This window comes from Mycobacterium sp. TY815 (assembly GCF_030755135.1).
Taxonomy (GTDB): domain Bacteria; phylum Actinomycetota; class Actinomycetes; order Mycobacteriales; family Mycobacteriaceae; genus Mycobacterium.
In genome coordinates this window covers 806,771-826,279 of record NZ_JAUFRX010000001.1, presented here as the reverse complement: position 1 = coordinate 826,279, position 19,509 = coordinate 806,771, and the positions used below count along the sequence as shown (strand labels likewise).

Annotated in this window: 20 protein-coding genes; 11 read left to right on the top strand and 9 right to left on the bottom strand. The window is 65.1% G+C overall.

What is annotated here, in order from left to right; genetic code table 11:
• Positions 1-112: 112 nt before the first annotated feature.
• Both QXK92_RS03510 and QXK92_RS03505 read left to right on the top strand, forming a co-directional pair.
• Entirely contained in the window at positions 113-934 is an 822-nt protein-coding gene (locus QXK92_RS03510; protein ID WP_371934488.1) for a DUF1906 domain-containing protein, read from the top strand.
• A complete protein-coding gene (locus QXK92_RS03505) occupies positions 916-1,656 on the top strand; it encodes a C39 family peptidase (protein ID WP_306240273.1) in 741 nt (246 codons plus the stop codon). The genes QXK92_RS03510 and QXK92_RS03505 overlap by 19 nt, the downstream gene beginning before the upstream one ends.
• A gap of 78 nt (positions 1,657-1,734) precedes the next feature.
• Here the strand turns inward: QXK92_RS03505 and katG are convergent, their stop codons facing one another.
• Positions 1,735-3,969 carry a catalase/peroxidase HPI gene (katG, locus tag QXK92_RS03500; RefSeq protein ID WP_306240272.1) on the bottom strand — a complete coding sequence of 745 codons (2,235 nt, stop codon included), beginning with the start codon at positions 3,967-3,969 and terminating at the stop codon, positions 1,735-1,737.
• Positions 3,970-4,016: 47 nt separating this feature from the next.
• On the bottom strand, positions 4,017-4,421 hold the full coding sequence (locus tag QXK92_RS03495; RefSeq protein ID WP_371934265.1) for a Fur family transcriptional regulator: 405 nt from the start codon (positions 4,419-4,421) through the stop codon (positions 4,017-4,019).
• A 142-nt stretch (positions 4,422-4,563) separates the two neighbouring features.
• Between QXK92_RS03495 and QXK92_RS03490 the strand changes: the two genes are divergently transcribed.
• Positions 4,564-5,400: an alpha/beta fold hydrolase gene (locus QXK92_RS03490; RefSeq protein WP_306240270.1), complete on the top strand. Its 837-nt coding sequence runs from the start codon at positions 4,564-4,566 to the stop codon at positions 5,398-5,400.
• Here the strand turns inward: QXK92_RS03490 and QXK92_RS03485 are convergent.
• Both QXK92_RS03485 and QXK92_RS03480 read right to left on the bottom strand, forming a co-directional pair.
• Positions 5,390-5,863: an SRPBCC family protein gene (locus tag QXK92_RS03485; RefSeq protein WP_306240269.1), complete on the bottom strand. Its 474-nt coding sequence runs from the start codon at positions 5,861-5,863 to the stop codon at positions 5,390-5,392. The genes QXK92_RS03490 and QXK92_RS03485 overlap by 11 nt on opposite strands.
• Positions 5,853-6,545 carry a DUF899 family protein gene (locus QXK92_RS03480; RefSeq protein WP_306240268.1) on the bottom strand — a complete coding sequence of 231 codons (693 nt, stop codon included), beginning with the start codon at positions 6,543-6,545 and terminating at the stop codon, positions 5,853-5,855. Before QXK92_RS03480 ends, QXK92_RS03485 begins: the two co-directional genes overlap by 11 nt.
• Positions 6,546-6,724: 179 nt before the next feature.
• Between QXK92_RS03480 and QXK92_RS03475 the strand changes: the two genes are divergently transcribed.
• The 3 genes from QXK92_RS03475 to QXK92_RS03465 all read left to right on the top strand — a co-directional run bounded on the left by QXK92_RS03475 (position 6,725) and on the right by QXK92_RS03465 (position 8,766).
• Positions 6,725-7,588 (top strand): cyclopropane mycolic acid synthase family methyltransferase, encoded by an 864-nt coding sequence (locus QXK92_RS03475; protein ID WP_306240267.1) that lies wholly within the window; start codon positions 6,725-6,727, stop codon positions 7,586-7,588.
• Positions 7,589-7,685: 97 nt separating this feature from the next.
• Entirely contained in the window at positions 7,686-7,964 is a 279-nt protein-coding gene (locus QXK92_RS03470) for a hypothetical protein (RefSeq protein WP_306240266.1), read from the top strand.
• Positions 7,965-8,079: 115 nt separating this feature from the next.
• The gene (locus QXK92_RS03465) at positions 8,080-8,766 is read left to right on the top strand and encodes a class I SAM-dependent methyltransferase (RefSeq protein ID WP_306240265.1); all 687 of its coding nucleotides are present in this window, start codon (positions 8,080-8,082) and stop codon (positions 8,764-8,766) included.
• On the opposite strand, the gene QXK92_RS03460 is transcribed toward QXK92_RS03465, so the two are convergent.
• From QXK92_RS03460 to QXK92_RS03450, 3 genes are read right to left on the bottom strand one after another with little or no spacing between them, the layout of a single operon-like run.
• Entirely contained in the window at positions 8,744-9,787 is a 1,044-nt protein-coding gene (locus QXK92_RS03460) for a prenyltransferase (RefSeq protein ID WP_306244172.1), read from the bottom strand. The genes QXK92_RS03465 and QXK92_RS03460 overlap by 23 nt on opposite strands.
• Before the next feature lie 22 nt (positions 9,788-9,809).
• Positions 9,810-10,568, bottom strand: a complete 759-nt coding sequence (locus QXK92_RS03455) for a class I SAM-dependent methyltransferase (RefSeq protein ID WP_306240264.1) — start codon at positions 10,566-10,568, stop codon at positions 9,810-9,812.
• Entirely contained in the window at positions 10,562-11,815 is a 1,254-nt protein-coding gene (locus QXK92_RS03450; RefSeq protein WP_306240263.1) for a glycosyltransferase family 4 protein, read from the bottom strand. The genes QXK92_RS03455 and QXK92_RS03450 overlap by 7 nt, the downstream gene beginning before the upstream one ends.
• 424 nt (positions 11,816-12,239) lie before the next feature.
• On the opposite strand from QXK92_RS03450, the gene QXK92_RS03445 reads away from it, so the two are divergent.
• The 4 genes from QXK92_RS03445 to QXK92_RS03430 all read left to right on the top strand — a co-directional run bounded on the left by QXK92_RS03445 (position 12,240) and on the right by QXK92_RS03430 (position 15,490).
• Positions 12,240-13,049 carry a lysophospholipid acyltransferase family protein gene (locus QXK92_RS03445; RefSeq protein ID WP_306240262.1) on the top strand — a complete coding sequence of 270 codons (810 nt, stop codon included), beginning with the start codon at positions 12,240-12,242 and terminating at the stop codon, positions 13,047-13,049.
• Position 13,050: 1 nt separating this feature from the next.
• Positions 13,051-13,485, top strand: coding sequence for an SRPBCC family protein (locus tag QXK92_RS03440; RefSeq protein WP_306240261.1), 435 nt, complete (start codon positions 13,051-13,053; stop codon positions 13,483-13,485).
• Positions 13,486-13,702: 217 nt separating this feature from the next.
• Positions 13,703-15,067, top strand: a complete 1,365-nt coding sequence (locus QXK92_RS03435; RefSeq protein WP_306240260.1) for a PPE domain-containing protein — start codon at positions 13,703-13,705, stop codon at positions 15,065-15,067.
• Between the two features lie 45 nt (positions 15,068-15,112).
• Positions 15,113-15,490: a TIGR03086 family metal-binding protein gene (locus QXK92_RS03430; RefSeq protein WP_306240259.1), complete on the top strand. Its 378-nt coding sequence runs from the start codon at positions 15,113-15,115 to the stop codon at positions 15,488-15,490.
• Here QXK92_RS03430 and QXK92_RS03425 read toward each other — a convergent pair.
• Both QXK92_RS03425 and QXK92_RS03420 read right to left on the bottom strand, forming a co-directional pair.
• Positions 15,483-16,130 (bottom strand): cutinase family protein, encoded by a 648-nt coding sequence (locus QXK92_RS03425; protein ID WP_306240258.1) that lies wholly within the window; start codon positions 16,128-16,130, stop codon positions 15,483-15,485. The genes QXK92_RS03430 and QXK92_RS03425 overlap by 8 nt on opposite strands.
• A gap of 78 nt (positions 16,131-16,208) precedes the next feature.
• Positions 16,209-17,453 (bottom strand): CdaR family transcriptional regulator, encoded by a 1,245-nt coding sequence (locus QXK92_RS03420; protein WP_306240257.1) that lies wholly within the window; start codon positions 17,451-17,453, stop codon positions 16,209-16,211.
• Positions 17,454-17,678: 225 nt separating this feature from the next.
• Between QXK92_RS03420 and QXK92_RS03415 the strand changes: the two genes are divergently transcribed.
• Positions 17,679-19,499 (top strand): adenylate/guanylate cyclase domain-containing protein, encoded by a 1,821-nt coding sequence (locus QXK92_RS03415; RefSeq protein ID WP_306240256.1) that lies wholly within the window; start codon positions 17,679-17,681, stop codon positions 19,497-19,499.
• Positions 19,500-19,509: the final 10 nt, after the last annotated feature.

Below are 19,509 nucleotides of genomic sequence, written 5' to 3'. Positions count from 1 at the left end.
GCGGCTGATTTTCGGCTGCCTGCGCGGCGAAATCGGCGACCGATAGGCGCTCAATTCGGGCCCGCCGGCCAGTTTGTCGATGTCACCGGCGGCTCCGCCAGCTGGGATCGGAATGAATTCTCGACGATCGCAAACATGCGGTTGCTACCATCGCGCCGTGCCCGATTCTGCTTCATCCGGCGGTCCCCGCGAGCTGTCCAGGCGCGCAGCGTTCAGCTACGCCCTCGCACCGGTTCTGCTCGGTGCGCTCGCAGCGACGGCCGGGGCGCCCAGAGCCTCCGCCGGCAGCGGTCAGCTGATCGACTTCGCCTTGCAGAGAATCCCTCCGGACGAGATCAAAGCGGCCGGCTATGAGGGCGTCGTGAACTACGTGTCTGAGTCGCGGCCGGGAATGAACTTCGAAGCCAAGCCGATCACCCGTCAGTACGCCGATGCGTTGCGTGCGGCGGGTCTGCATATCGTCAGTAACTTTCAGTACGGCAAGCCGGGCGGGTCGGCGCCTTCAGATTTCACCCGTGGCTATGACGGCGGAGTGGCCGATGCACAGACAGCACTGGCCCTGCACAACGCTGCCGGGGGAGGGGCCTCGGCGCCGATCTTCTTCAGCGTCGACGACAACATCGACCAGGGCACCTGGAATAGCCTTGCGCTGCCGTGGTTCCGGGGCATCAACTCGGTGCTCGGCGTGGGGCGCACCGGGATCTACGGGCATTCCCGTGCTTGCGGGTGGGCCATCAACGACAACGTAATCGGGAACTCGACGACGCCGGGCCACCGATGGGCCTGGCAGACCAGGTCCTGGTCGAACGGGGATCGTGAACCGGCCGCGGTGCTCTATCAGGGTGTCGTCAACGGACCGCTGCTGGCCGGAACCCAGATCGACATCGACGATGTTCTGGCCGCCGACTACGGGCAATGGGATCTCGCCCGTTAATTGCGCTGATCGGCTCGATCGGCGTTATCGCAATCTCGGCGTGCAGCACGCCGGCGAGCAAGGAATTGCCGCACTCGCCGGTGGCGACCGCCATATCCACCAGCACACCGGTGACGCGACCTACCACGTCGAGCAGCGTGAGCCGGACGGGTGTGTACGGTGACCCCGCCGCGGCCGCCAAGTACTGGCAACAGCAGTCTCTCGAAGACAACTGCGGGCTCGTGTCGGTCGCCGACGTGGTGGGGCAGATCACCGGGCACGCACCGACCGAGCAGCAGATCATCGCATTGGCAGTCAATACGCCCTCGGGAACCAACCCCGGTCCGATCTATGCGCCGGTGAACGACCCGAGTCACGCGAACGGCACCGGTGGCATCGAGATGGCGGACGAGGTGGTTCTTCTCGAGCACTACGGCATCAAGTCCGTGATGACCAACGCCACAACGCATCCCGAACAAACCGGACTGCCTGCGCTGGAGCGGTACCTCACCGACGATCGCAAGATCATTGCGTGGGTCAATTCCGCGGTCATCTGGAACACCAGCGACCAGCGCACCGCGGCCGATCACTTCCTTGTCGTCACCGGGATCGATACCAACGCGGAAGTGGTTCACCTCAACGACCCCGGAGCCGATCGCGCGGACGAGCAGGTTTCGATCGCCACCTTCACCACGGCGTGGCAGCCTGGTGGCGACTCGATCGTCGTCACCCTCCCGGCCTGAAGGCCGCCTGAGGGTCCGCTGAAATGACGAACACCCCGCGTGCGCCTGGCTCGCGGGGTGCCGTCAGACCGATGCGGACTACTTCAGATCGAACCGGTCGTTGTTCATCACCTTGACCCAGGCCGCGACGAAGTCCTCCACGAACTTCCCGTGGTTGTCATCCTGGGCGTACACCTCAGCCAGCGCACGCAGCACCGAATTCGACCCGAAGACAAGGTCATTCGCGGTCGCCGTCCACTTGAGTTCGCCGGTTGACCGGTCGTGGCCCTCGTAGACGTTCTCACTGTTCTTCGATGGCTTCCACTCGGTGCCCATATCGAGCAGGTTGACGAAGAAGTCATTCGTCAACACACCGGTCTTGTCGGTGAACACGCCGTGCTTGCTGCCGCCGTGGTTGGCGCCGATGGCACGCAACCCACCGATGAGCACCGTCAACTCCGGACCCGTCACACCCAACAGGTAGGCCCGCTCCAACAGCAGTTGCTCGACCGGAGCCTTCTCTCCGGGACGGACGTAGTTCCGGAAACCGTCAGCGCGCGGTTCCAGTACGGCGAACGACTCCACGTCGGTGTTCTCCTGGGTGGCGTCGGTACGGCCGGGCGCGAAGTGCACCGAGATCTCATAGCCCGCGTCCTTGGCCGCCTTCTCCACTGCCGCGGATCCGGCCAGCACGATCACGTCAGCCAGCGAGATCTTCTTGCCGCCGGACGCCGAACTATTGAAGTCCTGCTGGATCTTGGTGAGGACCGGCAGCACCTTGTCCAGCTCGGAGGGTTCGTTGACCTCCCAGCTCTTCTGCGGTTCCAGACGCAGCCGGGCCCCGTTGGCGCCGCCTCGCTTGTCAGTGTTGCGGTAGCTGGCCGCCGCCGACCAGGCCGTCTTCACCAACTGCTGAACCGACAGGCCGGACTCAAGCACCTTGGCCTTGAGCGAAGCGACGTCGCTCTCGTCGACCAGCTCGTGGTCGACGGCCGGCACCGGGTCCTGCCACAACTGCGGCTCGGGAATCCACGGGCCGAGGTAGCGGCTGACCGGTCCCATGTCGCGGTGCAGCAGCTTGTACCAGGCCTTGGCGAACGCCTCGGACAGCTCCTCGGGATGCTCCAGCCAGCGCTGCGTGATCTGTCGATAGATCGGGTCCTCGCGCAGCGACACGTCGGTGACCAGCATCGTCGGGTTGCGGCCCGGCCCGCCGAACGGGTCGGGAATGGTGCCCGCGCCGGCTCCGTCCTTCGCGGTGAACTGCCACGCGCCGCCCGGGCTCTTGACCAGTTCCCACTCGTAGCCGTACAGGGTCTCGAGGAAGGTGTTGTCCCACTTCGTCGGAGTCGGCGTCCACACCACCTCCAGACCACTGGTGATGGCGTCCTTGCCGCTGCCGGTGCCGAACGTGCTCTTCCAGCCCAGCCCCTGCTGCTCGATCGGCGCACCCTCGGGCTCGGGGCCGACGGGGTCCGCGCTGGCACCGTGCGTCTTGCCGAAGCTGTGGCCCCCAACGATCAGCGCGGCAGTCTCCTCGTCGTTCATGGCCATCCGGCCGAACGTCTCGCGGATGTCGCGGGCCGCGGCAATCGGGTCCGGCTTGCCTTCCGGGCCTTCGGGATTGACGTAAATCAGCCCCATGGTGGTGGCCCCGTAGGGTTGCGCGAGGTCACGTTCTCCCGAATAGCGCTTGTTGGTACCCAGCCATTCGTCTTCCTCGCCGAACAGGACCTCTTCCGGCTCCCACACGTCCTCGCGGCCGAAGGCGAAGCCGAACGTCTGGAACCCCATGTCTTCCAGAGCCACGTTGCCGGCGAGGACGATCAGGTCGGCCCAGGAGATCTTGTTTCCGTGCTTCTTCTTGACCGGCCACAGCAACCGGCGGGCCTTGTCCAGGCTGGCGTTGTCCGGCCAGCTGTTGAGCGGAGCGAATCGCTGCAAACCCTGGCCCGCGCCGCCGCGGCCGTCATAGATGCGATACGTGCCGGCCGCGTGCCAGCTCATGCGGATGAAGAAGCCGCCATAGTGGCCGTAGTCGGCCGGCCACCAGTCCTGAGAGGTGGTCATGACTGAGACCAGGTCGGCCTTGAGCGCATCGACGTCGAGCTTGGCGAACTCGGCGGCGTAGTCGAATCCGTCACCCAGCGGGTTTGCCTGCGGTGAGTGCGGGTGCAGCCTCGACACGTCGACCTGGTTGGGCCACCAGTCCTGGTTGGTGCGCGGCGCGTCTGACTTCGGGGTGGGTGAGGGGATGGCCGGGTTCTCGCTCTCGCTCTTGCTCGCCGAGTCGCTGGCGTGAGGAGGTCGGCTATCGGATGTATCGGATGACACAGCATTCCTTCCGGGTTATCTGAAACGGGCTGTGATCACGGTTGTGATCAGGAATCAGTACTTGAGCAGTCAGGGCAGAAGCCCCAGTAGATGACTTCGGCCTCGTCGAGGACGAACCCATCCAACACGTTGCCGTCGTCCAACGGCGTTAGGCACGGCGTATCTCCGACCGCACAATCGACGTCGGCGATGACCCCGCAGGACCGGCAGACGACGTGATGATGGTTGTCGCCGACGCGCGATTCGTAACGCGCGACCAGACCGGATGGTTGAATTCGCCGTACCAGGCCGGCCGCGGTCAATGCATTCAGCACGTCGTAGACGGCTTGTCGCGACACATCGGGCAGACCGAGTCGCACCGCGGAGAAGATAGTGTCGGTGTCGGCGTGAGGATGCGCATGAACAGCCTCCATCACTGCAATTCGTGGCCGCGTTACCCGCAAATCGGCCATTCGTAACTGCTCGGCGTGGTCCGAGGACACATGCTCATACTCCGCACTTATCTGGAGTCAGTCAAGACTTTGCGCACAGGAACGCGGGTAATCTCGGGCCGAGTTTGCACCCGTGGATTCGCCCCACAACCTGACAGAGGCCATGACGACAGAGCACGTTCGGTGGACGGCGTCCGGGGTGCGCATGCGCCTGTACCGGCGTCGCAGCGGTGACGCCAATTGGCTCTTCCTGCCCGGCGGCCCGGGGATCGGCTCGGAGAGCTTGCAGGAACTTGTCGACGCGGTCGCGGTATCGGGATGCTCGTGGTTGGTCGACCTACCGGGCGACGGTTCCAACGTCGATGCCCCCGGCGCACCGGCCGATCCCTACAGCCTGTGGCCAGAGGTGCTGGCCGAGGCGTCGCGCGCCGTCGAACGCCCGATCTATGTGGGGCATTCGACCGGGGGTGAATATCTGCTGTCGACGCCGGCTCTTGCCGAAGTGCTTCATGGCCTGGTGTTGATCAGCACCGCCCCCGACGCATCCTGGATGCCGCTCTACGACCGGATGACCGCCGATAATCCGCTGCCGGGCGTCGAAGCCGCCACCGCCCGTTACGCGAAGGACCCCACCCGGGAGAATCTGCGCGAGGTGGCGGTGCAATCCGCCCCGTGGAATTTCCTCGCTGCCACGGTCGCCGCCGGCGCCGAGCTGCTGGGACGCATGCCGTACAACATCCCGGCGGTGCAGTGGTCTGCAGAACATTTCGACCGCGACTACCAATTCGCCTGGTGGCCGTCGACATTGCCAACCCTGATCATCAGCGGCTCCGAAGACCGGATCGTCACGCAATCGTTGTGGCGAACAGCGTCCTTTCAAACCGAGAATGTGCTGTGGAGCGTCATCCCTGAGGCGGGACACTTTCCCTGGATGGAGCAACCCGAAGCGGTGCGTGGGTCTTTCGCTGAACTCGAGCAGCGAATCGGAGTCAGCCCGTGACCGAGCGCTCCAGGCCGGCCAGTGAAGCGCTCAGATACTCCTGCGGAAAGGGCGGCATTCCGCCGATCTGGTCCCGGAACTCCTGCGGGGTGGCCGTCCAGTCATACGTCAGCGTGACGTCGGTGCGATCGCCGTCGGGGTCCAGTTCATAGCGCCAGAACCAGCCACCGGCGGCATGCTTGCCGGTATCGTCCATCCGGCCGGGCATCCAGGCGATGACCTTGTCCTTGGCAAACTCGGTGACCAGGTTGTAGGTGACGTAATCACCGCCGGCCGCTTCGAGATACATATTCATGGCGAAAATCTGGCCGGCGCCCGTGAGTGGTTCGCCGTCCACGGCGTCGCGGACCCAGTCGGTGGGCTCCGTGTCGCTATGCCGGGTCGGGTCGGCCAGAATCGCGAAAATTGCCGTCGGCGGGGCCTGAATGGTTCGGGTGACCGTGAAGCATTCGCTAGTCATCATTCCCTTTCGGTCCGTAGGCACGGGCGATATCGGGCGAGCCGGACCACCCGGAGTAGGTGGGCCTCGACGGCCAACCGGGCGGTGAATCGAGCCATTCCTCCTGCCGCCCCCACGGCAGGATGTCGATCAACGCGAAAGAATGGCTGAGCTGCTCGGTTCCGCGGCCGTTAGTGTGCCATGTCCGGTACACCGTGTCACCGTCGCGCAAGAACACATTGACCGCGAAGCCGCCGCCGGCCGGTGCGTCCATGTCGGCGCCAAAGGAGCTGTCCGATGACGAATACCATTCCATCCGATTGCCGACCTTGCGCCGGTATTCCAGCGCCTCGTCGATCGGGCCGTTGGTGACGATGACGAATCGCGCGTCGTAATTGTCGAGAAACTCGAGCCGCGTGAATTGCGACGTGAACCCCGTGCATCCGCTGCACTGCCATTCCGCACCGGGCGACCACATGTGGTGGTAGACGATCAGCTGCGAACGCCCGCCGAACACCTCAGCCAGCGGCACCGGGCCGTCGGCGCCGGTCAATGTGTAGGCGGGCAGCTGCACCATCGGTAGTCGGCGACGCTGGGCGGCGATCGCATCCAATTCCCGCGTTGCAGCCTTCTCGCGGCTGCGCAGCTCATCGAGCTGTGCGCGCCAGGTCTGCTGATCAACGATCGGAGGCTTGGCATCAAGCATGGGTCCACCTTCTTCTGCGCTGTGTCCGGTCGATGGATTGACCCGCCGCGGTCCCGAAACTCACCGCGGTGTGACGCAGCGGGTGTTTCGTGCGGCACCGACGGGGAACTAGTTACCCGCCGGTGTGAGCGACGCCGGCTAGCAGTCGTAACCCAGGCGCCACGAAAGGCACGACCCGCTTGTCTCAGGATTTGAAGCCGCACTTTGACGATGTGCAGGCACACTACGACCTGTCCGACGAATTCTTCCGGCTGTTCCTGGACTCGACCCAGACCTACAGCTGCGCGTACTTCGAGCGAGACGACATGACGCTGGAAGAGGCCCAGATCGCCAAGATCGATCTGTCGCTGGGCAAGCTGGGCCTGCAACCGGGTATGACGCTGCTCGACATCGGCTGCGGTTGGGGCGCGACCATGCGCCGTGCGATAGAGAAATACGACGTCAACGTGATCGGCCTGACCCTGTCCAAGAACCAGGCCGCGCACGTGCAGCAGACATTCGACGCCTTGGACACCACACGGAGCCGTCAGGTACTGCTGCAAGGCTGGGAACAGTTCACCGAGCCGGTGGACCGCATTGTGTCGATCGGCGCGTTCGAGCACTTCGGCCGCGATCGCTACGAGGATTTCTTTTCGCTGGCCTACAAACTGCTGCCGGCCGATGGAGTGATGCTGCTGCACACCATCACCGGGTTGACCCGCGAGCAGTTGAGCGAGAGCGGTCTGCCCATCTCCATGAACCACATCCGGTTCGTGAAGTTCATCCTCACCGAGATCTTTCCGGGCGGTCAGTTGCCGGATACCGATATGGTGGCGGGCTTTTCGGAGTCGGCGGGCTTCGCTCTGACCAGACGCCAGTCGCTGCAACAGCACTACGCCAAGACCCTCGACCTGTGGGCGGCCGCCCTCGCGGCACGACGCGACGAGGCGATCGCAATTCAGTCCCACGAGGTCTATGACCGGTACATGAAATACCTGACCGGCTGCGCTGACCATTTCCGCACCGGGTATATAGACGTAAATCAGTTCACCCTGGAAAAATAAACCCCGCTCGCCTCGCGCTCCGCAATTGCGACCGTGTTTGGGAATGCGCGCTGCGGTGTATAGATAGCTACGACTCCGACCGTAGAAAGGGCTAGTGATGAAACCCCTCGCACCTGCCGCGATTGTCATTGCCGCACTGATGTTCAGCGGATGTTCGGCTTCAAAGGTGATCAATACCGGTGGCGACACCAAGTGCAAAGACTTCACCACACAGGACGAGAAGAAGCAGAGCGAAGAGGTCAGCAAGATGCTCAAGGACAAGAGCGGCGCCGAGCCGACGTCCTTGGAGATCAACGCGACCCGACTGTCGGCGCAGACCTACTGCCAGACCCTGGGCAAGCCGGACAGCAAGATCTCCGAAGCCCCGCACGGCTGAGCGAGTTCCTGCTGGACAGCCGGACGGCTGTCCAGCAGGGCCTCTGCCGACACCGCGCCAGCAAGTACCGCGACCAGGCTGTCGGCATCTCGCGGGTGCCGGATAAGTTGCAATGATGAGCGATGACGACACCGGTTCCACCGCGCGTTTGTTCGCGCTCGCCGAGCGGGTGCGCGGGTTCATGCCCGCCGATGAAGGACACGCGCTGTACGACGCCGCGCGGCGCTATCTCGACGGCGGAATAGGGGTGGAGATCGGCACGTACTGCGGCAAATCCGCACTGCTACTCGGGGCGGCCGCGCAACAGAGCGCCAGCGTGCTCTACACGATCGACCATCACCACGGATCCGAAGAGCATCAGGCCGGGTGGGAGTTCCACGACACCTCGCTTGTCGACGAGGTAACCGGGCTTTTCGACACATTACCGACGTTCCGCCGCACCTTGGACGCCGCCGGTCTTGACGATCATGTGGTCGCTATCGTCGGCAAATCGCCGATCGTTGCCCGCGGTTGGGCCGCGCCGCTGCAATTCCTGTTTATCGACGGCGGTCACACCGAGGCTGCCGCTGCACGCGACTACGAGGGATGGGCGAAATGGGTGGTGGTCGGCGGCGGTCTCGTCATCCACGATGTGTTCCCCGACCCCAACGACGGGGGGCGCGCTCCCTACCAGATCTATTGCCGTGCACTGGCTTCCGGTCAATTCAAAGAGGTCGGGGCAACCGGGTCGCTGCGGGTGCTGGAACGCACGGCCGGCCAGGCCGGAGAACCGGTCGAGACTAACGCCCAGGTCCGGCCGTAACGCATTCACAGTCGAAGTCGGTCTGCAGGCCCACCGGCAGCGCGTGCCCGCGGAATATCCCGCTGGCCGGCGTTGTTCCGGACAACGCATCGGCAGCAAGGATCATCGCCGCCCCGGTCCACGTGGTGCGCTCTTCTGGCCACCGCTTCCCGTCGGCGAAAACCAGCCCAGTCCAATAAGATCCGTCACCTTCGCGCAGGTGTTGCATTGCCCCGAACTGCCGGTGCGCTGCTGACCGATGCCCGATCGCGTCCAGCGCCATCACCAATTCGCAGGTTTCCGCACCGGTGACCCAGGGCCGGTCGACTACGCAACGAATGCCGAGATCACCCACCACGAATTCGTCCCAGCGCTGGCGGATTCGCGCCGCAGCCACCGGCCCGCGCAACGCACTTCCGAGGATCGGGTAATACCAATCCATCGAATAGCGGTCCTTCTCAGTGAACGCCTCGGGATGGGCCACGATCGCGTGACCCAGGCGGCCTAGTGCCAGTTCCCACTCCGGCTGGGGTTCTCCGATCAGAGCAGCCAGTGCCAGTGCGCACCGGATGCTGTGGAATATGCTGGCGCAGCCGGTCAGCAGCGCCTCCGGCAGCGGCCCGGCTTCGCTTCGGGCCCAACAGATCTCGCCGTAACCGACCTGCAGGTCGATGACGAAGTCGATCGCCTTCTGCACTACCGGCCACATTGCGGCGGCGAACCTGCGGTCGCTGGTCACCAGGACGTGGTGCCACACACCGGTGGCGATGTACGCGCAGAAGTTGCTGTCGCTGTTGGCGTCTTCGACCACGCCGGCCCGGATCTGGATCGGCCAGGAGCCGTCCGGACGCTGCGTGCGGCGGCACCAGTCGAACGCAGCGCGCGCCGGCTCCAGTAAACCCGCTGCGGTGAGCGCCATGGCGTTTTCCACGTGATCCCACGGGTCGGTATGCCCTCCGGCAAACCAGGGGATAGCTCCCGAGGGCTCCTGCGCGGCGGCGATCGACACAGCGGTCTGCCGGCACTGCTCGGGGGTCAGCACACCGACGACACCCGGCGCGTCGTTATCCCGAGGCAACCGAATACCCCTGCGCAGGATTGCTGTGCACCGACTGCGGCTTGGTGAAGTACATGGCGACACTCTTGCCGACAAGTGGATTCAGCACATTCTCAGCCAGTTGCGTGATCTTGGGTCGCTGCATCAGATCCCACACCAGCAGCTTGTGGTAGGCGGTGACCGCCGGGTGATCGTTGTTCGACGGTCCCACAGCGCATTTGAGCCACCAGAATGGCGAGTGCAGGGCGTGCGCATGATGGGTGTGCGTCAATTCCATTCCGCGACCCGCGATTTTGTCACGCAGCGCACTGGCCCGATAAATCCTGACGTGGCCGCCCTCATTGCTGTGGTACTCCTCCGACAGCAGCCAGCACACCTGCTCCGGAAGCCACCGCGGCACGCTGACAGCCAGTGTCCCACCGACTTTGAGCACCCGGATCAGTTCGGCGATGGCGGCGTCGTCTTCGGGTATGTGCTCCAAGATCTCCGATGCGATCACGCAGTCGAACGTCTCGTCGGCATAGGGCAGGTTGAGCGCGTCGCCACGAACCACTTTCGCGGAAGCCGCTTGTGGCGCCTCGCCAGTCTCGGCCATCGCGCGCAGCAAGGTGTCCACCGAACGGAGCTCGGCGGCGTCCTGGTCGAAGGCCACCACATCCGCACCGCGCCGATACGCTTCGAAGGCATGCCGGCCGGCGCCACAACCCACGTCGATGACCTTGGTGTCCGGCCCGATTCCCAGCCGCTCGAAATCAACCGTCAGCATCGCGGTCCGCCCTCATGGGCACGACGTTCGATCGCCTGCTGGTAAACCTGCACGGTTTGAGCGGCCACCGCGTCCCAGCTGAAGACGTTGACCGCGCGCCGCCGTCCCGCCTCGCCCAGGCTGCGGCGCCGGTCCGGTGAATCCAAAAGCTGCCCGATCGCATGGGTCAGCGCGTCCACATCGGCGGGCGCCACCAGTTCGGCGCACGCGCCATCGGTGCCGAGGACTTCGGGCAGCGCACCGACGCGGCTGGCGACGATGGGTGTCCCGCTCGCCATCGCCTCCACCGCCGGCAACGAAAAGCCTTCGTACAACGAAGGAATGCACGCAACCTCTGCCGATGCGAACAGAGCGGCAAGCTCGGCGTCGGGCAGGCCGCTGGCGATGTGGACGATGTCGGAGATACCCAGCTCGGCGATGAGCTTGTGGGTGGGACCGTTGCTTTCCACTTTGGCGACCAACCGCAACTCCAGATCGCGGCTGGTGCGGAGTTTGGCTACCGCGTGCAGCAAGGTGCTGACACCCTTGAGCGGAGTGTCCGCGCTGGCTATCGCCATCACCCGGCCGGGCTGCCGCGGCGACGACCCCGGCTTGAACAGTTCGGTGTTTACCCCTAACGGCACCACGTGCAGTTGCTCGGGGGAGACCCCGAAGTCCGAGACGATGTCGGTAGCCGAAGACGACGAGACCGTCAGCAGGTCGGGGATCTGGCGCGCCACCTGCTTCTGCATTCGCGAGAAGCCATACCATCTGTGCACCAAAGGCTTTCGCCACCAAGGCGCGGCAGCAAGGTCGAGCAGCCGGTCGCGGGTGATGGGATGGTGCACGGTGGCCACTACGGGCATCCCGGCGTCGGCGATGGTGAGGAGCCCGGTGCCCAGGCTCTGATTGTCGTGTACGACGTCGAAATCGCCCGCGCGATCGGCTAGCAGCCGCGCCGCCCGCAGTGTGAAGGTGCGCGGTTCGGGAAACCCTGCCGTCCACATGGTGGCCAGTTCGAGCACGTCGATCGAATCGCGGATTTCGCTCGGCCGCGGCACCCGGAAGGGGTCCGGCTCGCGGTACAGATCGAGGCTTGGGACTTTTGTCAGGCGCACCCGGGGGTCCAGCAACTCCGGATACGGCTGACCGGAGAACACCTCTACCTCGTGCCCCAGATCGACCAGGCCGCGGCTGAGATGCCGCACATAGACACCCTGCCCTCCGCAGTGGTCTTTACTCCGGTAGGACAGCAGAGCAATTCGCATACTCAACCCTTCGCCGCCAGCGATCGACCGCGCAAAGGCGCCAATCTCATTGCTGTCAACGCACCCGCGAACGACGGGACAGCAAACTGGACATGTGTCCAGATTATAGTTCGATCAGCTAATCGACGCAAACGCACCCCCATTGATCACCGCCACCCGCTGTCACGGTGCGCACCGAACCCAGACCGATCGGGAGGCGCGTACCCCGATGCTCCAACACGGGCACGTCGCTCCCGATTCGAGCTCTACACCGGCTGCTCTGCTGAACCGGCCGAAGCTAGGACAATCCCGTCTCAAGCTACGACAACCACCGCCGCGAGCGCGAACCCACACGCTCGGACTTCTCCGTGGGCTCGGGCCGGGCCGGGTTCACGTTTGCGGAGCCTGCGGTGAAATGGCGCCAAATCGGTTTAGTCTCATCGAGATGACTCGGCAACGACTTCCCAAAGAACTTCGCCATCGCGATCCGGAGTTCATTCGCGCGGTGCTGCCTCCGCTCTGGTTGGCCTCGACCGTGTGGTTCCGAGCCGAGGTACACGGCTTTGAGAACGTGCCCGATGAACCGGTGCTGTTCGTCGGCAACCACAGCGGTGGCGGCGCAACCCCGGACACCTTCATCTTTTTGCTGGCCTACAACACCTACTTCACGGTCGAGGGCCGTCCGCTCTATGCGCTGGCACACGACACGGTCACCGCCGCGCCGGTCATCGGCGGACTGACCCGGAAGCTCGGCGTAGTCCCTGCCGCCAATTCCTTTGCCGAGCGCATTTTCGACAGCGGCGGCTCAGCGCTTGTCTACCCGGGTGGCGACGTGGAGGCTCTGCGCCCGTGGCGCGATCGCAACAAGATCATTTTCTCGGGACGCAAGGGATTCCTGCGACTGGCCCACAAGTCCAATGTGAAGATCGTGCCGGTGGTGGCCACGGGTGGACATGACACGTTGATCGTGCTCAATGACGGCCGCCGCACGGCGCAGCTGTTGCGCCTGGACAAGATCGCCCGAGTCAAGAGCATGCCAATGACCCTGAGCATCCCGTGGGGACTGTCACCGCTCCCGCTGCCGCACTTTCCCCTTCCGGCCAAGATCCGCATGCAGGTCCTCGACCCGATCGACGTGCGCGCCAAATTCGGCGAGGATCCGGATTGGGACCACGCTCTGGCCTACGTCACCAGCGTCATGCAAGTCGGGCTGTCGAAGCTGGCCAGCAAGACCATCGTCCCGATGATCCGGTGACATGACTCAAACCGTCACCGTCTCCCGCCATATCGACTGCCCGCTCGAGACGAGCGGCGCCTTCATCACCGACCCGCACGCTCTTTTTCCCCACGTGTCCACCTTCAGTCGGTGCCGCTTCGTCAAAGCGCGTGACGACGGAGAATTGTGGGACGTCTATATGGACAGTGGCACCATCCAACTCGGTGGCCGCGTGCTGATCACACCTCCGACCGGCAGCCTGTTGAAGTGGCGAGCGGTGCAGGGCACGCGCCATTCGTTTGCGGCGCTCGTAGAACCCGACAACGACGGCAGCCGGCTCACTCTGACCTTGACGTTTTCCACAACCGGTCTGGGTATCGCCCGGCTGAGCGAGTGGCTGGGACGCGGTCTGGTCTCCCGAAACCTGGAGGCGGCGGCCGAGGAGATCCGGCACTATCTCGAATTCGAGCGATAGCTTCGCGCGTGCATGCAGTGGACCGGCATTTCGGTAGCGGGCCAAATATGTGCTTTATTGGTAAAGGCTGTGCAAACAGCAGGCAACGAGATGTTGTTCTGGTGTAACGCTACGAGGTGATTTCCGCTCATAGGCTCCTGCGGGGGTTCGGGGCCGGGCTGGATTGGTGCCACCGGAGTGCGTCTGCCAGCCGACCACACCGATCGGAGGAAGCGTGATGGACTTCGCGTTGTTGCCGCCGGAAGTCACCTCGGCGCTGATGTACGCCGGGCCCGGCTCTGGATCGATGCTGGCCGCCGCGGTGGCGTGGGACGAGCTGTCCGCCGAGCTCCACTCCACCGCCGGTGCCTACGAGTCCGTGGTCACGACCTTGACCGCCGGACCGTGGATCGGCCCAGCGTCCGCGGCCATGGCAGCGGCGGCGGCCCCCTATATCGCGTGGCTCAGAGTCACTGCGATGCAGGCCGAGCACACCGCTGACCAGGCCAAAGCGGCGGCCGTCGCATACGAGACCGCATTCGCCGAGACCGTGCCGCCACCGGTGGTCGCGGCCAACCGCAGCCTGCTGATGACCCTGATAGCTACCAACTTCTTCGGCCAGAACACGCCGCTGATCGCACTCACAGAGACCCAGTACGCCGAGATGTGGTCGCAGGACACCGCGGCCATGCAGGGCTATGCGGCGTCATCAGCCGCCGCGACCACCCTGACACCGTTTGCCGACCCTGCATCCACCACCGATTCCAGCGGGTTGCCCGCACAAGCAGCCGCGGTCAGCCAGGCCACTGGAACTGCCGCCGGAGAGGTGCAGAACGCCGTCTCCTCGGTGCAGCAGGCGTTGGCCGCAGTGCCCAACGCCTTGGCCGCGCTGGCCACCCCGGCTCCGGCCGCAGCCGTTTCGCCGTTCGACATCGTCACACTCCTCGACTTCGGCGCGGGGCTCATCAGCGGGACTTTGGACGGAATTGTGGGAACGACAGCCCTCCCGTATGACATCGGCGGCTACCACATCGGGGTTCACACCGATGACATCGTCAGCGGCTGGGCAGGCATCGAGTCCTGGCCAGGGTCGGCACCGGTGCCCCCGACCCAATTCCCTGTCATCACCAACCTCGGCTCACCGGTGTCGGCGGGCCTGGGTGAGGCGGGATCCGTCGGCGGCCTGAGGGTGCCGCCGGGTTGGACCACCACCGCTCCGGGCTTTCGCCTGGCCGCACTGACGTCACCGGCAGCCAGTGTCGGCGCCGCCGCAGAGGCGGCATCCGCCGAAGGCGCCGGTGCGCTGTTCAGCCAGATGGCGGTCGCCGGCATGGCCGGCCGGGCCTTGGCCGGAACCGTCGGCACCGGCGGGTCCGGTGGTCCGCGCACCAAAGAGCGGCTCGGGGTGGCCAAGCGCGGCGCGCCGGCAACGGCGGAGGCGACGGGGGTGACAGAGGAGACGCCGGCGCCGGCGCCGGTACTGCCCGGGGGCCCGATCACCAGCATCGCCGCCGAACTGCGCGAGCTGGCGTCACTGCGCGACGCCGGAATCCTCACCGAAGCGGAATTCATCGAGCAAAAGCAGCGCCTGCTCCCGCACTGACGTCACCTACCCTTCGCGAGCAGCCGCAAAATCGTGCTGGAGCGTATGCTCCAGCGCGATTTTGCGTCTACTCGGCGTTCGTACGATGGGTCCAGCCGGCCGCTGCTCGGGCAAGCGCTTCCGGGCGCCGACTTCGCCGCACCACGGGTGTCGCCAGCGGGTGAGGTGCCCCTGCGCCAGGCCATGACCTTTCCGGTGACCGACCTCGCCTTGCACAGTTGGGACGTGCACCGGTCGCTCGGCCGGGACATCGAACTACCCGAAGGCCTGCTGGCACTGTGCCGTCAGCTGGTGGAGTCGGTGCCAGAAGACAGGCTTCGTCGTCCCGGGGCCTTCGGACCGGCGCAACCTGCCCCGCACGGTGCGACGCCAACCGCCCGGCTGATGGCCTTCCTCGGGCGCTCGGTCGGCGAAGCTACTTGACCCGGTTGGCGGCGAAGGTAGCGGCCTGGGTCGTCATTCCGTTTTCGATGTAGGAGACGTGCGCCATGATGTTGCCGCCGCCGGTGCAGATCGGGTCATCGGTGGCGCACAGGCTGATGAGCTTGCCGCTGTAGAGCGGGTTGATGGTCGGCAGGGGTCCGCCGCCCCACAGAGCGCTGGAGAATCCGCTGGATGGCTCGCCGAAGTAGGCGACCGCGGCGACATGGTCGGCGACCGGACCCGGCATCTGCGTGGTGGCCAGGTTGATCACGGTCGCACCCTGCGAGTACCCGCCCATGACGATCTTGGTGCTGGGGCAGCCGGCTACGGTCCCTTGCACGTGGGCACTGGCGTCGTCGGCGCCGCTGGTGGCGCTGTTGTGGTAGTCGTCGTTGGCGGGGTAGTTGACCGCATAGACCTCGACCGAGCGCCCGGCCAACTGCGAGGTGAGCGAGTCGACAAACGCTTGGCCGACATTGCCGAGCCCCGGCTCCTGGTGAGTGCCGCGAGCGTAGACGATCGAGACGTCGGCGCACGGGTCGGCCGAGGCAACGGTCGGGCTGGCGATGGGCACGGTCAGGAGTGCCCACGTCATCATGACGAAGACACCGGAGATTCGTGCGAGGCTGCGTGCAGTCATGCCCCAGATCCTGGCACACGCGCAGCGACGGCGTAGCCGGCGGCTCGGGTACCCGGCGGCGGGGTCAGCCGGCGCTGCTCAATCAGCGGTCGAACTGGGGTCCTGATCGTGGTTACCGAACCACTTCAGGGCTTCGAGAGCGACCGCGACGCGAACGGTCGTGCGCTCCAAGGGCCGGGGCAGTAAGCGCTGCGCGGCGTCGAGTCGGCTCAACAACGTGTTGCGATGGATGTAGAGCTGTTGAGCCGCGCGGGCGGCGTTGCACTGCTCGTTGATGTACGTCAGCAGAGTGTCACGCAGCACCGAGCCGGCCGAGGCCAGGGCCCCGAGTGTGTGGTTGATGAAATCGTGGGCCTGCTCCTGCTTTTGGGTGAGCAGGGCAACCATTTGAATATCCTCGAAGAACGCGACCTGCTGTCGTGCCCGTAGCCGCACCATCATGTGCTGTGCAGTGAGGGCCTGCTCGTAGCTGGCACGGAATCCGTCGACACCTCGCGCACCGGTCCCGATCGCGATGCGCAGCTTGGGCGTTTCTTCGAGCACACGACGGACCTGCTCGGCTTCGACCTCCGCGATGTCTTTCAGCCACACCCACCGGGTCGCCTCGCTGGCGATGACGGTGAAGGGCTGCGGGCATCCGACAGCGTGGCCCAGCGCGGCGATCGTCCGGTCCAGCAGGCGGCTGTCGCTGTCCCCCTCGTCGCACCACACGATGGCAGCGGTGTGAGAACCGTTGAGCGCGTAGCCCAATCGCGCTTCGGCCCGTTTGTGGTTCATCGACTCACCGTCAAGGATGAACTCCACGATCTTGCGCCGCTCGACGATCGCCCCCTGGGCAAGCTCGTCGTGCTCCAGCTTTATCTGCCGGGCGATGGCCGCGAGCGTGACGTCGACGAAGTCACTGGCCGAACGCGTGACCACATTGAGCAGCTCACGCAATTCGTGGGGGTCGGACGTCAAGTCGAACACAATGTCCATCCAGCGTTGCAAGGCCACGTTCTGGCCGATGCGGTAGACGTCCAGCGCCGAGGCGCCGAGACCACGGCGGACCAGAATGCGAGCCATGCGCAGCGGCTCCGGGCCCAGATAGGGGGACACGACGCCGCCCGGATCACGCAAGTGGCTGGTGGCGAAGTGCACCAGGCTCGCCCGGTTGGAGGAACTGACCGCTGCGGCCAGAGTGGGATCCCCGGCGATGGCTGAGCTGCCGGCCACCGTTGCCCGGTCAAGCTCGTCCAACCACTCGGGGGTGGGGTTGAGAGCGATCCAGGCACCTTGGCGGATCAGCTCGCGGATCTGCGGCGACAACTTGCTATCTACCACGGAAAACCATTCGGTCGTAGGCGCACTTTGTACTTTCATCGAGTTCTCTCGGTGAGGTGGGGGGGGTTCGGTTCGGAGCGGGCCCTGATCGCCGCGACCCGTGTCCAAATGCTACATACACGTATCGTATACAGTCAAGCATTATATACTTCTGTGTATTCGATGGAAGTTGACGATCGATTTTTCAGACCCCGGCCGGGCGACTCGGGTCTAAAGTTCCAATCCATGCGTCGCGCGTGGACCTGGACTTTCGACCTGCCCCCGGAGCAACTCTGGCCGGTGCTGGCCGACACGAACCGGTTCAACGAGGCCTTGGGTCTGCCGCCCTACACGCTCGAGGAAACACCGCAACCCAATGGGACGATCCTGCGTCGGGGTCGCGGGAAAGCCGCCGGTTTCGCGCTGGAGTGGGAGGAGAAGCCCTACGAATGGGTCACCGGTCGGCACTTTCGCCAGTCCCGTGTGTTCAGCAAGGGGCCGTTCCGCCGCTTCGGCCCGGACTTCTATATCGAGCCGGATGGCCACGGCGGCTCGCGCGTCTCCTATGCACTGGAGTGGGAGCCGTTGAACATGGCGGGCCGCCTGTTCGGCGCGCGCCTCGCGGCGCAGGCCGGGGAGAACGTACGACGGCGCGTCCTCGAGGCGGTCGCTTTCGCCCGGGGTGACCAGCAACGGGTGACACCGTTCGTGCTGCCGGAGCCGGCACTTCCGCACGGGGCGCGCGAACGTGCCACCGCAATGGCGCACCAAATAGACAGCGGCCCGTACGGAAACGGCCTCGGCAATCGCCTCGCCGACCAAGTGCTGCACGGCATGGCGGCCGACCTGCACCGGCTGCGGCCCAAAGTCCTGGCAGGCGAACTGGGGGTGCCGACGCGCGCCGCAACGGAGGCGTGTTTCGCCGCGGTGCGGGCCGGTTTGCTCAGCATGAAATGGGATCTGTTGTGCCCCAACTGCCGCGGGGCCAAGGTGAGTGTGCCGTCGCTTGCCGACCTACCGCACGGCGCGCACTGTTCGTCGTGCAACATCGATTACGACCGCGAGTTCGAGCGCAATGTCGAGCTGACGTTCACACCGTCACCGACAGTGCGTCCCCTGCGCGAGGGCGACTTCTGCCTCTCCGGCCCTATGAGCACCGAGCATGTGGCGGTGCAGGTCCTGCTGAAGCCGGGGGAGCGACGTACGGTGGCGGTCGAGCTGCCTGCCGGCTCCTATCGTCTGCGCACCTTGCACCCAGGTGCCGCCGTCGACGTCGAACACCGAGCGGGTGCCTTCCCCGGTCTGCGCCTCACGGCCTCCGGTGTGGAACCGCTCGCCGAGCCGGATGACCAACCCGGAATGGTGCGGTTCGTCAACGACGCCGGCTTCGAACTGGCGGCCCTGATCGAGGAGCGCACCTGGACGAGCCAGGCACTGACTGCACCGGAAGTCATTTCCCTGCAGGCCTTTCGCGACTTGTTCGCCGAGGCCACCCTGCGGCCGGGTGACGATGCGGGCGTGAGTCAGGTCGCGCTGCTGTTCACCGATCTGCGCGGCTCGACCGAGCTCTACGAGCGGATCGGCGATGCCGCGGCGTACAACCTGGTGCGCGAGCATTTCACCTTGCTCGCTCAGGTCGTCCGTGATCATGACGGCGCGATCGTCAAGACGATCGGCGACGCGGTGATGGCAGCGTTCGACGACCCCGCACAGGCGGTGCGCGCCGCGCTGACCATGCAAAACCGGATCGCCTCGTCGGCACAGGGCGCCGAGCATCTGGTGTTGAAGGTCGGCGTCCATACCGGACCGAGCGTCGTCGTGACGCTCAATGACCGCCTCGACTACTTCGGCTCGACCGTCAATATGGCCGCGCGCCTGCAAGGCCAGAGCCGTGGCGAGGACGTCGTGCTGTCCGAGGCAATCGCCGCCGATCCGGCGGTGCGCGACATCCTGGCTGCGGTGCCCCAGCGCCGCGAGACGGTCGCGCTCAAAGGCTTCACTGAACCGGTCGGTTTCCTCCGGTTGACGAGTTTGGGACCGCCCCGGGAGGGGAAAAACGGGCTTTGAGTGCGTCGAT

Bases quoted from the DNA above. Each gene is read 5' to 3' on its own strand.
- QXK92_RS03510 (WP_371934488.1), top strand. From the start codon at position 113: ATGAATTCTCGACGATCGCAAACATGCGGTTGCTACCATCGCGCCGTG.
- QXK92_RS03485 (WP_306240269.1), bottom strand. From the start codon at position 5,863: ATGATGACTAGCGAATGCTTCACGGTCACCCGAACCATTCAGGCCCCG.
- QXK92_RS03430 (WP_306240259.1), top strand. From the start codon at position 15,113: ATGCTCCAGCGCGATTTTGCGTCTACTCGGCGTTCGTACGATGGGTCC.
- QXK92_RS03465 (WP_306240265.1), top strand. From the start codon at position 8,080: ATGAGCGATGACGACACCGGTTCCACCGCGCGTTTGTTCGCGCTCGCC.
- QXK92_RS03480 (WP_306240268.1), bottom strand. From the start codon at position 6,545: ATGCTTGATGCCAAGCCTCCGATCGTTGATCAGCAGACCTGGCGCGCA.
- QXK92_RS03435 (WP_306240260.1), top strand. From the start codon at position 13,703: ATGGACTTCGCGTTGTTGCCGCCGGAAGTCACCTCGGCGCTGATGTAC.
- QXK92_RS03490 (WP_306240270.1), top strand. From the start codon at position 4,564: ATGACGACAGAGCACGTTCGGTGGACGGCGTCCGGGGTGCGCATGCGC.
- QXK92_RS03425 (WP_306240258.1), bottom strand. From the start codon at position 16,130: ATGACTGCACGCAGCCTCGCACGAATCTCCGGTGTCTTCGTCATGATG.
- QXK92_RS03495 (WP_371934265.1), bottom strand. From the start codon at position 4,421: ATGGCCGATTTGCGGGTAACGCGGCCACGAATTGCAGTGATGGAGGCT.
- QXK92_RS03440 (WP_306240261.1), top strand. From the start codon at position 13,051: ATGACTCAAACCGTCACCGTCTCCCGCCATATCGACTGCCCGCTCGAG.
- QXK92_RS03445 (WP_306240262.1), top strand. From the start codon at position 12,240: ATGACTCGGCAACGACTTCCCAAAGAACTTCGCCATCGCGATCCGGAG.
- QXK92_RS03455 (WP_306240264.1), bottom strand. From the start codon at position 10,568: ATGCTGACGGTTGATTTCGAGCGGCTGGGAATCGGGCCGGACACCAAG.
- QXK92_RS03415 (WP_306240256.1), top strand. From the start codon at position 17,679: ATGCGTCGCGCGTGGACCTGGACTTTCGACCTGCCCCCGGAGCAACTC.
- QXK92_RS03505 (WP_306240273.1), top strand. From the start codon at position 916: ATGGGATCTCGCCCGTTAATTGCGCTGATCGGCTCGATCGGCGTTATC.
- QXK92_RS03450 (WP_306240263.1), bottom strand. From the start codon at position 11,815: ATGCGAATTGCTCTGCTGTCCTACCGGAGTAAAGACCACTGCGGAGGG.
- QXK92_RS03470 (WP_306240266.1), top strand. From the start codon at position 7,686: ATGAAACCCCTCGCACCTGCCGCGATTGTCATTGCCGCACTGATGTTC.